A 12,345-nucleotide genomic window follows, 5' to 3' on the forward strand; every position below is an offset into this window, starting at 1 on the left:
CGGCGGAACCGGTCCGCCGGGCGCTTCGGGTGTGCCTGATCAGTCCTTGATCTCGCAGATCGCGGCGCCCGACGTGATGGACGCGCCGACCTCCGCGCTCAGGCCCTTGACCGTGCCCGACTTGTGCGCGTTGAGCGGCTGCTCCATCTTCATGGCCTCCAGGACGACGACCAGGTCGCCCTCCTTGACCTCCTGGCCCTCCTCCACGGCGATCTTCACGATCGTGCCCTGCATCGGGGAGGCGAGGGTGTCGCCGGAGGCCACGGGGCCCGACTTCTTCGCGGCCCGGCGCTTCGGCTTGGCGCCCGCGGCGAGACCGGTGCGGGCCAGCGACATGCCGAGCGAGGACGGCAGGGAGACCTCCAGGCGCTTGCCGCCCACCTCCACGACGACCGTCTCGCGGCCGGTCTCCTCGTCCGCCTCGGGGCCCGCCGGGGCGGCGAAGGGCTTGATGTCGTTGACGAACTCGGTCTCGATCCAGCGCGTGTGGACCGTGAAGGGGTCCTCGCTCCCGGTGAGCTCGGGGGCGAACGCCGGGTCCCTGACGACCGCGCGGTGGAAGGGGATGGCCGTGGCCATGCCCTCGACCTGGAACTCCTCCAGGGCGCGGGCGGCGCGCTGGAGGGCCTCCTTGCGGGTGCGGCCGGTCACGATCAGCTTGGCCAGCAGGGAGTCCCACGCCGGGCCGATCACGCTGCCGGACTCCACACCCGCGTCCAGGCGGACGCCGGGGCCGGACGGCGGGGCGAACGTGGTGACCGTGCCGGGCGCCGGGAGGAAGCCCCGGCCCGGGTCCTCGCCGTTGATACGGAACTCGAACGAGTGACCCCGCAGCGGCGGGTCGTCGTAACCCAGCTCCTCGCCGTCGGCGATGCGGAACATCTCGCGCACCAGGTCGATGCCGGAGACCTCCTCGGTCACCGGGTGCTCCACCTGGAGCCGGGTGTTGACCTCCAGGAACGAGATCGTGCCGTCGACGCCGACGAGGAACTCCACCGTGCCCGCGCCGACGTAGCCGGCCTCCTTGAGGATGGCCTTGGAGGCGCGGTACAGCTCGGCGACCTGCTCGTCGGAGAGGAAGGGCGCCGGGGCCTCCTCCACCAGCTTCTGGTGGCGGCGCTGGAGGGAGCAGTCGCGGGTCGAGACGACGACCACATTGCCGTACCGGTCGGCCAGGCACTGGGTCTCGACGTGGCGGGGCTTGTCGAGGTAGCGCTCGACGAAGCACTCGCCGCGGCCGAACGCGGCGACGGCCTCACGGACGGCGGAGTCGTACAGCTCCGGGACCTCTTCGAGGGTGCGGGCGACCTTCAGGCCGCGACCGCCGCCGCCGAACGCCGCCTTGATCGCGATCGGCAGGCCGTTCTCCTTGGCGAACGCCACGACCTCGTCGGCGCCCGAGACCGGGTCCGGGGTGCCGGCCACGAGGGGGGCGCCGGCGCGCTGGGCGATGTGGCGGGCGGCCACCTTGTCGCCGAGGTCGCGGATCGCCTGCGGCGGCGGGCCGATCCAGATCAGCCCGGCGTCCAGGACGGCCTGGGCGAACTCGGCGTTCTCCGACAGGAAGCCGTAGCCGGGGTGGACGGCGTCCGCGCCCGACTCGCGCGCCGCGTGCAGGACCTTCTCGATGTCCAGGTAGCTGGTGGCCGGGGTGTCACCGCCCAGGGCGAACGCCTCATCCGCGGCGCGGACATGCAGAGCGTCCCGGTCCGGGTCGGCATAGACGGCCACGCTCGCGATGCCGGCATCCCGGCAGGCCCGGGCCACGCGGACAGCGATTTCGCCACGGTTGGCGATGAGCACCTTGCGCACGATTGAGGCTCCCTCCTTGAAACAAGCCGAGTTTAGGGACTGCCGACACGGCACTTCGACCCGTCCCCAATGGTGAGCTTGCCCACACGGAGCGTGATTCGAGGCTCGCTCGACCCGCGAAAGCCCTTGTCGTACCTCGGTACGCAGGACCCTTCCGGCAAACCCTAGCCCTCCGATGTGGTCAAGGTCTCTGTAAGCACGTGCTGCGCCCCACTCCGTTTCTTTGTGGAATCCCTACGAATGGCCCAACGATTGTTTGCCGTCGGAGAAGCCCTTGTCCCGACGTTTACCCGTTAGTAGCGTTCGCGCTGTCTCGAACGTACGTGAGGTGACACGAGCCTCGGTCGAGCGGCGGGTGAAAGCGGGTGGGGACGGTGGCGCGCAGACCGGTGGCCTGGGTCGTGGCGGTCGTGCTCTTCGGCGAGGCGTTCGGCGTCGCCGCGCTCAACTGGTTCCTCGGCGTCGTGGTCGACCGGCAGCGGATGTCCCTGGCCGGCCTCGACCCGGACGTGATGTCCCTGTCCTCGAAGATCGGCGGCGTGGTCTTCGGGCTCTACTTCGCCCTGTGCGCCCTGGTGGCGCTGCTCGTCGCCCTGCGGGACCGCTCCCCGGCCGGGCTCGGCCGGATCCTGCTCGTCAGCGCGGCCGTGGTGCACGCCGTGCTGGGCGCCGTCACCTGGGGCCTGGTCGGCCGGACCGCGTTCCTCTACATGATCGTCGTACTCGGGCTGATCGTGCTGCTGCTCATGACGTACGACGGCCGGGAGGCGGCCGGGGCCGGGGAGCGGGAGGTCAGTCCGCCGCCGGCGCCCACAACTCCGTGATCCCGACGCCCAGTTCCGCCAGCAGCCGGCGGACCAGGGGCAGGCTGATGCCGATCACGTTGCCGTGGTCGCCCTCGATGCCGTCGATGAACGGCGCCGAGCGGCCGTCGAGCGTGAAGGCCCCGGCGACGTGCAGCGGCTCGCCGGAGGCGACGTACGCGGCGATCTCCTCGTCGCTCGGGTCGCCGAAGCGGACCACCGTGGAGGCCACGGCGGAGGTGTAGCGGCCGCCGGTCGTGTCGTAGACGCAGTGCCCGGTCTGGAGCGTGCCCGCCCGGCCGCGCATCGACTTCCAGCGGGCGGTGGCCTCCTCGGCGTCCGCCGGCTTGCCCAGGGCCCGGCCGTCGAGGTCCAGCACCGAGTCGCAGCCGATCACCAGCGCGCCCTTCACCTCCGGGCGGGCGGCCACCACGGAGGCCTTCGCCTCGGCGAGCGCGAGGGCCAGTTCGGCGGGGGTGGGGGCGGTGACGGCGTCCTCGTCGACGCCGCTCACGATCACCTCGGGGGTCAGTCCGGCCTGGCGCAGCAAGCCGAGCCGGGCGGGGGACTGGGAGGCGAGCACGAGTCGGCGGCGCGGCTGATCAGTCATGCGGCCAGGGTATCGGCGGCGCGGACGGGGTTCACCTCACCCCGATCACGATCATCGCCAGGACCATGGCCAGCGCCATGAGAAGGCCGAGCCGCCGCAGCATCTCCTGCGTGTCGCGCACTTCTTTCGGCGGCTCGTTCTCCGGGTCGGACCACAGCATGCCTTCGATCGTCCGGCGGCGGGAGCGGTCGGCGCCTGAGTACGCGTACTCAACTTGGCCGTAGGGGTTCGCAAACGGTGCTGTCGTGCCGTTAAGGTAAATGGGTCTACAGTGCCGTTTGTATCGAGTCCCGAAAGGGCGTGCCATGTTCACCACCGCCTGGACCGCGTCACCCCAGCTCCCCAGCGAGGGCTTCACCCCCAACTGGTCCCGCGAGGGCTTCTGGCGGCAGTCGCTGCGCCAGGTCGTCCGGCTGAGCGCGGGCGGCGGCCGGCTGCGGATCCGGCTCTCCAACGCCTACGGCGCCTCCCCGCTGCACGTCACCGGCGCGACCGTCGGCCGCAGCGCCGGGGGCGCCGCCGTCGAACCCGGCTCGCTGCGGCGGCTGCTGTTCGGGGGAGCGCGGGCGGCGCGCGTGCCGGCGCGCGGACAGCTGCTGAGCGACCCGGCCGACGTGCCGGTGTCGGCGGGGGAGCGGGTGACCGTCACCCTCCACTTCGACGGCACGACCGGGCCGGCCACCTTCCACGCCCAGGCCTTCGCCACCAGCCACCGGGGGGAGGGCGACCTGCTGTCCGACACGTCCGGCGCGGGCTACGACGCCGTCACCGAGTCCTGGTACTTCCTCGACGCCGTCGAGACCGACGCCCGGCGCACCGACGCCGTCGCGCTGATCGGCGACTCGATCACCGACGGGTTCGGGTCGACGCCGGGGGCCGACCGGCGCTGGGGCGACCTGCTCGCCGAGCGCACCGGGCGGCCCGTCCTCAACGCCGGGATCGGCGGCAATCTGCTGCTCAACGACTCCGCCTGGTACGGCGAGCGGGCCACCCGCCGGCTGCGCCGCGACGTCCTCGGCCACCGGGGCGTGGACACGCTCGTCGTCCTCCTCGGCCTCAACGACATCGGCTTCGGCGAGACGGACGAGCAGCCCACCTACAAGCCCGCCCCTGTGGTGGAGGCCGCCGAGCTGATCGACGGCCACCGCGACCTGATACGGCAGGCCCGCGGCGAGGGCCTGCGGGTCGTCGGCTGCACCCTGCTGCCGTTCGCCGGCTCGGACCACTGGGGTGAGCACGCGGCCCGGGTGAGCCGCGAGCTGAACGAGTGGATCCGCCGCTCCGGCGCGTACGACGCCGTGGCCGACCTGAACCGGGCGCTGGCCGGCCCCGGCGACCCGGACCGGCTGCACCCGGCCCACGACTTCGGCGACCACCTGCACCCCAACGACGAGGGGTACGCGGTGATGGCCGAGACCCTGGCAGGGGTGCTCTAGCCGGGCCAGTAGGTGCGGCTCCAGGACGCCGGGCCCGGCTGGGGCAGGCGGCGGGCCGCGATGCGGGACGGGTCGGACCAGGAGTCCCTCGGACCGGGCGCGCCGGACGGCACGGCGGACGCCGCCGCGGCGCGGGCCCTGACCACCGCCAGGGCGGCGGCCAGCTCCTCGGGGGTCGGATTGCCCCGTACGACCTTGATCGTCACAGCGGCTCCTTACAGGGGGATGTTGCCGTGCTTCTTCGGAGGGAGGGATTCCCGCTTGGTGCGCAGCTGACGCAGGCCGCGGACGATGTGGGCGCGGGTGTCCGACGGCATGATCACGGCGTCGACGTAGCCGCGCTCGGCCGCGACGTAGGGGTTGAGGAGGGTGTCCTCGTACTCCCGCATCAGCCGGGCGCGGGTGGCCTCCACGTCGTCGCCGTTCGCCTCCGCCTCCGCCAGCGTGCGCCGGTGCAGGATGTTCACCGCGCCCTGCGCCCCCATCACGGCGATCTGGGCCGTCGGCCAGGCCAGGTTGAGGTCGGCGCCCAGGTGCTTGGAGCCCATGACGTCGTAGGCGCCGCCGAAGGCCTTGCGGGTGATGACCGTGATCAGCGGGACGGTCGCCTCGGCGTACGCGTAGATCAGCTTCGCGCCGCGGCGGATGATGCCCTCGTGCTCCTGGCCGACGCCGGGCAGGAAGCCGGGCACGTCGACGAAGGTCAGCACCGGGACGTTGAAGGCGTCGCAGGTGCGCACGAAGCGCGCGGCCTTCTCGGAGGCGGCGATGTCCAGGCAGCCGGCGAACTGCATCGGCTGGTTGGCGACGATGCCGACCGGGCGGCCCTCCACCCGGCCGAAGCCGGTGAGGATGTTCGGCGCGAACAGCGCCTGCGTCTCGAAGAACTCGGCGTCGTCCAGGACGTGCTCGATCACCGTGTGCATGTCGTAGGGCTGGTTCGCGCTGTCCGGGACCAGCGTGTCCAGCTCCCGGTCCTCGTCGGTGACCGAGAGGTCGGCCTCCTCCGGGAACGCGGGCGGCTCGGAGAGGTTGTTGGACGGCAGGTACGACAGCAGCTGCTTGACGTACTCGATGGCGTCCTTCTCGTCGCCCGCCATGTGATGGGCCACGCCCGACGCGGTGTTGTGGGTCCGCGCGCCGCCCAGCTCCTCGAACCCGACGTCCTCGCCGGTGACCGTCTTGATGACGTCGGGACCGGTGATGAACATGTGCGAGGTCTGGTCGACCATGACCGTGAAGTCGGTGATGGCGGGCGAGTACACCGCGCCGCCCGCGCACGGCCCGACCACCAGGCTGATCTGCGGGACGACGCCCGAGGCGTGGGTGTTGCGGCGGAAGATCTCGCCGTAGGCGCCCAGCGAGGCCACGCCCTCCTGGATGCGGGCGCCCCCGGAGTCGTTGATGCCGACGACCGGGCAGCCGGTCTTCAGGGCGAAGTCCATCACCTTGCAGATCTTCTGCCCGTACGTCTCGCCCAGCGCGCCGCCGAAGACGGTGAAGTCCTGCGAGAACACGGCGACCGGACGCCCGTCGACGGTGCCGTAACCGGTGACCACGCCGTCGCCGTACGGGCGGTTGGCGTCCAGGCCGAAATTGCTGGAGCGGTGCCGGGCGAACTCGTCCAGCTCGACGAAGGAGTCCTCGTCCAGCAGCAGCGCGATGCGCTCACGGGCCGTCAGCTTGCCCTTGGCGTGCTGCTTCTCCACGGCGCGTGCCGAGCCGGCGTGCGTCGCCTCCTCGATGCGGCGCTGGAGATCCGCGATTTTTCCTGCGGTGGTGTGAAGGTCGATCTCTTCCGGCTCGGACATCGGGATGCGGCTCCCTGCCTGCTCAAAAGGGGGGACGGTTACTCATCCGTAGCGTAGTGGCGGGCTCACTGATCGGCAGTGCGGCGTTTACCACACCTAGGGTGGCTTGCATGACGCAGCGACATGCCCCAGACGCCGACGACAGCCGCTGGTCCGACCTGGACCGCCCGCCCCTCAACGCCGCCGCCCTGCGCCGGGCGCTCGTCCGCGCCGGCGGGCTGTGGACGGACGTCCAGGTCGTGGCGCGCACCGGCTCCACCAACTCCGACCTGGTCGCCCGGGCCGCCGAGGGCCGGGCCGGCGAGGGCGCCGTCCTCGTCGCCGAGGAGCAGACCTCCGGGCGGGGGCGCCTCGACCGCCAGTGGACCGCTCCGGCCCGCTCCGGCCTCTTCTTCTCCGTGCTGCTGCGCCCGGCCGGCATTCCCGTCGCCCGCTGGGGCTGGCTGCCGCTGCTCACCGGCGTCGCCGTGGCCACCGCCCTGTCCCGCGCCGCCGGCGTCGACACCTCCCTCAAGTGGCCCAACGACCTCCTGGTCACCGTCGGCGGCGAGGAGCGCAAGGCCGGCGGCATCCTCGCGGAGCGCTCCGGCGAGGACGCCGTCGTCATCGGCGTCGGCCTCAACGTCACCCTCCGCGCCGACGAACTCCCCGTCCCCACCGCCGGATCGCTCGCCCTCGCCGGCGCCGCGGGCACCGACCGCGACCCGCTGCTGCGCGCGATGCTGCGGTCGCTGGAGGAGTGGTACGGCCGCTGGCGCGCGGCGGACGGCGACCCGGCCGCCTGCGGGCTCCAGGAGACATACGCGGCCGGCTGCGCGACGCTCGGACGAGTGGTGCGGGCCGAGCTGCCCGGCGACCGCTCGGTCGTGGGCGAGGCGGTCGCGGTCGACGGCGACGGACGGCTGGTGCTCGCCACCGGGCAGGGCGTACGGGAACCGGTGGGCGCCGGCGACATCGTGCATCTGCGGCCGGCGTGAGGCGAGGGTCGCGCCCGGCCGTCGAACACGCGGGCGGCCGACGGCGCACCCCCGCCCGGGCCGGCCGTCGGGCGGCCCGCGCGACCGGGGTGAGCGGGCCTTTCCTCACGGAGTGAGCTGGCGCACACCTGCCGTACAGTTGAGGCCGGTCGATACCTGACCGTGGCAGATCGGAAGGGCAGCAGGCGTGACCGTCGACGACACGGGCTCCGGACCGGACCCGCAGGGCGCCGACTCCGGCGAGGACCCCCTCGCCCTGCGGCTCGAACAGCTCATCCTGGGCGCCGAGCGGCGCTACACGCCCTTCCAGGCGGCCCGCAGCGCCGGCGTCTCCATGGAACTGGCCTCCCGTTTCTGGCGGGCCATGGGCTTCGCCGACATCGGCCAGGCCCGGGCCCTGACCGAGGCGGACGTCCTCGCCCTGCGCCGCCTCGCCGGTCTGGTGGAGGCGGGGCTGCTCAGCGAGGCGATGGCCGTGCAGGTGGCGCGCTCCACCGGGCAGACCACCGCCCGGCTGGCCGAGTGGCAGATCGACTCCTTCCTGGAGGGCCTCACCGAGCCGCCCGAGCCCGGGATGACCCGCACCGAGGTGACGTACCCGATCGTCGAGCTGCTGCTGCCCGAGCTGGAGGAGTTCCTCGTCTACGTCTGGCGGCGCCAGCTCGCCGCCTCCGCGGGGCGGGTCGTGCAGGCCGCCGACGACGAGGAGATGGTCGACCGCCGCCTCGCCGTCGGCTTCGCCGACCTCGTCGGCTTCACCCGGCTCACCCGCCGCCTGGAGGAGGAGGAACTGGGCGAGCTGGTCGAGGCCTTCGAGACCACGGCCGCCGACCTGGTCGCCGCGCGCGGCGGACGGCTCATCAAGACCCTCGGCGACGAGGTCCTCTACGCGGCCGACGACGCCGGGGTCGCGGCCGAGATCGCGCTGCGGCTGATCGAGACCATGGCGCACGACGAGACCATGCCGGAACTGCGCGTCGGCATCGCCTTCGGCACCGTCACCACCCGGATGGGCGATGTGTTCGGCACGACGGTGAACCTCGCCTCCCGGCTGACCTCCATAGCCCCGCGCGACGCCGTCCTGGTCGACAGCGCCTTCGCCGAGGAGCTGATCCGCACCGGAGAGGCCCCCGCCTCGGAGGCGGAGGCCGCGGAGGCCGCCGCGGCGGCGGAGAAGGAGGGCGAGGAGCCGCCGGTGTACCGCTTCGCGCTCCAGCCGATGTGGCAGCGGCCGGTGCGAGGCCTCGGCGTGGTCGAGCCGTGGCTGCTCACGCGGCGGGAGACGCCGGCGGGGTCGTAGCGGCGGGGGCGGGGCGTCCGCCGGCCGTGGTGCTGTGGTGGCTGCCTGCCGTGGTCTCGCGGGGCCTGCCCGTCGCGGTGTTGCGGGGCTTGCCGGTCGTGGTGGCTGCCTGCCGTCGTGCTGTGGTGCTTGCCCGTCATGGTCCCGGTGGTGCGTGCCGGTCGTGGAGCAGGTCCAGGCACAGGTTCAGCAGCGGGATGCACAGGCCGGGGCGGTCGTCGTCGGCCGGGCGCGGCTGTGGTCTCGGTTGCGGCGGTGGGGTCGCGGGTTGCGAGGACGTCGGCGCGGGCGGCGTGGGCGACGTCGGCGGGGCCGGTGGAGGCGGCGGCGTGGTGGCGGCCGGCGGTGTGGCGGTGGGGTCCGGCGGGGTGGACGGCGGGGCCGGGGCCTGCGTCGCCCGCGGGGCCGAGGGGGCGGGCGCGGGCACGGCGCCCGCCGGGGGCGGCGCGGACGGTTTCCGGTCCCCGGCCGGGGCGCTGCCGCTGAGGCTGCGGGGCGTCGGCGACGGGCTCGGCGAGAGGGTCGCGGCGGCGTTGGCGGGGCGGTCGGAGGGCGTCCCGGCGGTGGGGCTCGCGACGGCGGTGGTCCGGCCGGGGGCGGGATCGGAGGTGAGGCCCGGTTCCGGAGCCAGTCGTACGAGGCTCAGCGCGGCGGCGGCCAGGGCGAGGCCGCCCGTGACCAGGAGCAGCTTGCGGTGACGGCGGCGTCGGTGGCGGCGCCGGCGGCCGTGGGAGCGACGGTCCTGGCCGTGGCCGTGGCCGTGGCCGTGGGCCGGGTCGCCCGTCGGTCCGTTCGCCTTTCCGCCCCTCGCCTTTCCGTTTCTCATACGGTCCCTCCCTGGTGCGCGCCCCCGGTGCGCCGTGCCGCACGCTACGCGCTCTGGGGAGAGTGAGGGAGGTAAGTCGTATGAGATGTCACCCGTTCGGGTTGTTCTCGTTTCTGGAGGTTCATGCCCTGTGATTCCTCCGCCCCGTCTTTCCTGTCCCCGTCTTTCCTGTCCCCGTCTTTCCTCCGCCCCGTCTTTCCTGCGCGCGGCCCGGCTGCGATGATCGGGGAGACGGTGTTAACCCGCGTTAACTGGAGGGTGTCGTGGAAGGTGAGGGCGGCGTGCGCGAGGAGCGGTTCGGGGAGTCCGTGCTGGTGCGGCGGCACGGGGAGGGGCATGTCGCGGAGCTGGTGCTGGACCGGCCCAAGGCGATGAACGCCGTCTCCACGGAGCTGGCCCGGTCCCTCGCGGGCGCGTGCGACGCGCTGGGGGCGGATCGGCAGGTGCGGGCGGTCGTCCTGGCGTCGAGCCACGAGCGGGCCTTCTGCGTGGGGGCCGACCTCAAGGAGCGGAACTCCTTCTCCGACGCCGAGCTGCTGCGTCAGCGGCCGGTGACGCGGGCGGCCTACACCGGCGTGCTGGAGCTGCCGCAGCCGACGGTCGCGGCGGTGCACGGGTTCGCGCTGGGCGGGGGCTTCGAACTGGCGCTGGCCTGCGACGTGATCGTGGCGGACCGGACGGCCGTGGTCGGGCTGCCGGAGGTGTCGGTGGGCGTGATCCCGGGCGGCGGCGGCACCCAGCTGCTGCCTCGCCGCGTCGGCCAGGCCCGCGCGGCCGAACTGATCTTCACGGCCCGCCGCGTGGAGGCGGCCGAGGCGCGGGAGCTGGGGCTGGTGGACGTGCTCGTGGACGAGGCCCGCGACCGCGAGGAGGCCCTGGCCCTGGCCACCCGCATCGCCGCCAACTCCCCGGTCGGCCTGCGGGCGGCCAAGCGCGCCCTGCGCCTGGGGCACGGCCTCGACCTCCGGGCGGGGCTGGAGGTCGAGGACGCGGCCTGGCGCACGGTGGCGTTCTCGGGGGACCGCGCGGAGGGGGTGGCGGCCTTCAACGAGAAGCGGAAGCCGCAGTGGCCGGGGGAGTAGGGGCGGGGCGGAGAGCGGGCCGTGGCCCGGGCCTGGTCGGTCCCGGTCGGTCGCCCGGCGGGTTTCGGGGAGCCGTGCGAGCCGGGCGATACAGGCCGGTGGCGGCCGGCGGCACGGCGAGGGCACGGATCAGCGGCCGCGGCGGACGTCCTGGACGCGGAGCTTGCGAGAGCCGGGCCGAGGCGGAGGCGTGCCGTGGTCCGCGCGGGTTCGGGCCGGGCCCTCGTCGGGCGGGAGAAGCCGGGTCGGGTTGGGGACGGCGGATGCCGGCCGCCCGCGGGGCGGGGCGCGGTCGTCGTCCGGGCGCGGCCGAGTGCGGCCAGGTGCGGGCAGGCGCGTGCCGGGGAGTGGGCCGGTGCGGTCCGCCGCGGGGACGGACGGCCTCCGGTCGTCGCGGCCAGGACCCTCCCGGGCGGAGCCCTCGTCACTCCCGGTGACCCTCCGGATCCCCTTTCCCGGTGAATGTCCCTAGCCTGGGGCAATGGGTGAGGACAACCGGCTCGCGGGGGTCGTGGCGCTGGCTCAGGGGATGGCGGCGGCGCGGACGCCGCGTGAGTCCTGGCGGGCCGCCGCGTGGGGCGCGTGCCGGGCGCTGGACGGGAGCTTCGCCGCGCTCTCGGTGTGGGAGCGCGAGCTGGGGCGGCTGCGGGTGCTGGTGAACGTCGGGGAACGGGCGCCGCAGGAGGAGGAGTTCCCGGAGGACGAGGCGTACCCGGTGCACCGGTTCGCCGAGATCACCGAGTTCCTGCACGAGCGGTGGGCCGGCGGGGGCGAGCCCGGCGCCTGGGTGGAGACCGCCGACGGGACCACCGTGGGCCGGGCCGGTTTCGTGCACCAGCGTGTCGCCGCGCTGCGGCGGCGCGGCCGGGGCTGCTGTGTCGTCGCGCCCGTCGTGCTGCACGGGCGGGCGTGGGGCGAGCTGTACGTCGCCCGGCGCTCCGGCGCGCCCGTCTTCGGCCGGGCGGACGCCGACTTCGCGACCGTCCTGGCCGCCGTGGTCGCCGCCGGCATCGCGCAGACCGAGCGGCTGGAGGAGGCCCGCCGGCTCGCCTTCACCGACTCCCTCACCGGCCTCGCCAACCGCCGCTGCGTCGACATGCGGCTGGACGAGGCCGTCGAGCGGCACCGCCGGGACGGCGTCGTCGTCAGCCTCGTCGTGTGCGACCTCAACGGGCTCAAGCGCGTCAACGACACCCGCGGGCACGCCGTCGGCGACCGCCTGCTGGAGCGGTTCGGCTCGGTGCTGTCCCTGTGCGGGGCGATGCTGCCCGGCGCCCTCGCCGCCCGGCTCGGCGGCGACGAGTTCTGCCTGCTCGCGGTCGGCCCGAAGGCCGACGACGTGGTGGAGGTCGCCGACGAGCTGTGCCGCCGCGCCGCCGAACTGGAGCCGGGAGACGGCGTCGCCTGCGGGGTGGCCTCCACCGACGACCCGATCGGGCCCGTGCACGACGCCCGGCGGCTGTTCCGGCTCGCCGACGCCGCCCAGTACCGGGCCAAGGGGCTGGGCTCGGCCAGGGCCGTCGTCGCGGGCCGCGAGGGCCCCGACGACCCCGTCGTCCGCCTCGCGGACGCGTCGGCCGACGCACCCGCCGACGGGCCCGCGCCCGAGCGGCGCCGGTTCCGGGGGCGCCGCTGACGGGCGTAAGGGGCGGTTCCTGCACCCGGTCGTGACAGCGCGGGATTCACTG

General features: G+C 74.1%; 12 protein-coding genes. 6 read left to right on the plus strand and 6 right to left on the minus strand.

Annotated elements, in window-relative coordinates; all coding sequences use genetic code 11:
• Positions 1-39 precede the first annotated feature (39 nt).
• Positions 40-1,812, minus strand: a complete 1,773-nt coding sequence (locus ACZ6KF_RS08285; RefSeq protein ID WP_356637230.1) for an acetyl/propionyl/methylcrotonyl-CoA carboxylase subunit alpha — start codon at positions 1,810-1,812, stop codon at positions 40-42.
• Between the two features lie 374 nt (positions 1,813-2,186).
• Between ACZ6KF_RS08285 and ACZ6KF_RS08290 the strand changes: the two genes are divergently transcribed.
• The gene (locus ACZ6KF_RS08290) at positions 2,187-2,636 is read left to right on the plus strand and encodes a hypothetical protein (RefSeq protein WP_356637228.1); all 450 of its coding nucleotides are present in this window, start codon (positions 2,187-2,189) and stop codon (positions 2,634-2,636) included.
• Here ACZ6KF_RS08290 and ACZ6KF_RS08295 read toward each other — a convergent pair.
• Positions 2,605-3,225, minus strand: a complete 621-nt coding sequence (locus tag ACZ6KF_RS08295; RefSeq protein WP_469157462.1) for a Maf family protein — start codon at positions 3,223-3,225, stop codon at positions 2,605-2,607. The two genes, ACZ6KF_RS08290 and ACZ6KF_RS08295, sit on opposite strands and share 32 nt — an antisense overlap.
• A 31-nt stretch (positions 3,226-3,256) precedes the next feature.
• Entirely contained in the window at positions 3,257-3,385 is a 129-nt protein-coding gene (gene mmpB / locus ACZ6KF_RS08300; RefSeq protein WP_356637224.1) for a morphogenic membrane protein MmpB, read from the minus strand.
• A 145-nt stretch (positions 3,386-3,530) separates the two neighbouring features.
• Here mmpB and ACZ6KF_RS08305 point away from each other — a divergent pair, with 145 nt between their 5' ends.
• Entirely contained in the window at positions 3,531-4,661 is a 1,131-nt protein-coding gene (locus ACZ6KF_RS08305; RefSeq protein WP_469237762.1) for an SGNH/GDSL hydrolase family protein, read from the plus strand.
• On the opposite strand, the gene ACZ6KF_RS08310 is transcribed toward ACZ6KF_RS08305, so the two are convergent.
• Both ACZ6KF_RS08310 and ACZ6KF_RS08315 read right to left on the minus strand, forming a co-directional pair.
• The gene (locus ACZ6KF_RS08310; protein ID WP_469157461.1) at positions 4,658-4,867 is read right to left on the minus strand and encodes an acyl-CoA carboxylase epsilon subunit; all 210 of its coding nucleotides are present in this window, start codon (positions 4,865-4,867) and stop codon (positions 4,658-4,660) included. The genes ACZ6KF_RS08305 and ACZ6KF_RS08310 overlap by 4 nt on opposite strands.
• A 9-nt stretch (positions 4,868-4,876) precedes the next feature.
• A complete protein-coding gene (locus ACZ6KF_RS08315) occupies positions 4,877-6,472 on the minus strand; it encodes an acyl-CoA carboxylase subunit beta (protein WP_469157460.1) in 1,596 nt (531 codons plus the stop codon).
• A gap of 110 nt (positions 6,473-6,582) precedes the next feature.
• On the opposite strand from ACZ6KF_RS08315, the gene ACZ6KF_RS08320 reads away from it, so the two are divergent.
• Together ACZ6KF_RS08320 and ACZ6KF_RS08325 are read left to right on the plus strand one after the other, a co-directional pair.
• Entirely contained in the window at positions 6,583-7,449 is an 867-nt protein-coding gene (locus ACZ6KF_RS08320) for a biotin--[acetyl-CoA-carboxylase] ligase (RefSeq protein WP_469237763.1), read from the plus strand.
• A 187-nt stretch (positions 7,450-7,636) separates the two neighbouring features.
• Positions 7,637-8,749, plus strand: coding sequence for an adenylate/guanylate cyclase domain-containing protein (locus ACZ6KF_RS08325; protein ID WP_356637214.1), 1,113 nt, complete (start codon positions 7,637-7,639; stop codon positions 8,747-8,749).
• A gap of 136 nt (positions 8,750-8,885) precedes the next feature.
• Here the strand turns inward: ACZ6KF_RS08325 and ACZ6KF_RS08330 are convergent, their stop codons facing one another.
• Positions 8,886-9,575 (minus strand): hypothetical protein, encoded by a 690-nt coding sequence (locus tag ACZ6KF_RS08330; RefSeq protein ID WP_469237765.1) that lies wholly within the window; start codon positions 9,573-9,575, stop codon positions 8,886-8,888.
• A gap of 281 nt (positions 9,576-9,856) precedes the next feature.
• Here ACZ6KF_RS08330 and ACZ6KF_RS08335 point away from each other — a divergent pair, with 281 nt between their 5' ends.
• Positions 9,857-10,657 carry an enoyl-CoA hydratase/isomerase family protein gene (locus tag ACZ6KF_RS08335; RefSeq protein WP_356637242.1) on the plus strand — a complete coding sequence of 267 codons (801 nt, stop codon included), beginning with the start codon at positions 9,857-9,859 and terminating at the stop codon, positions 10,655-10,657.
• Between the two features lie 481 nt (positions 10,658-11,138).
• On the plus strand, positions 11,139-12,293 hold the full coding sequence (locus ACZ6KF_RS08340; RefSeq protein WP_356637210.1) for a GGDEF domain-containing protein: 1,155 nt from the start codon (positions 11,139-11,141) through the stop codon (positions 12,291-12,293).
• The last annotated feature ends 52 nt before the right edge of the window (positions 12,294-12,345 follow it).

The sequence above is a fragment of the Streptomyces sp. NPDC046379 genome (assembly GCF_055587785.1).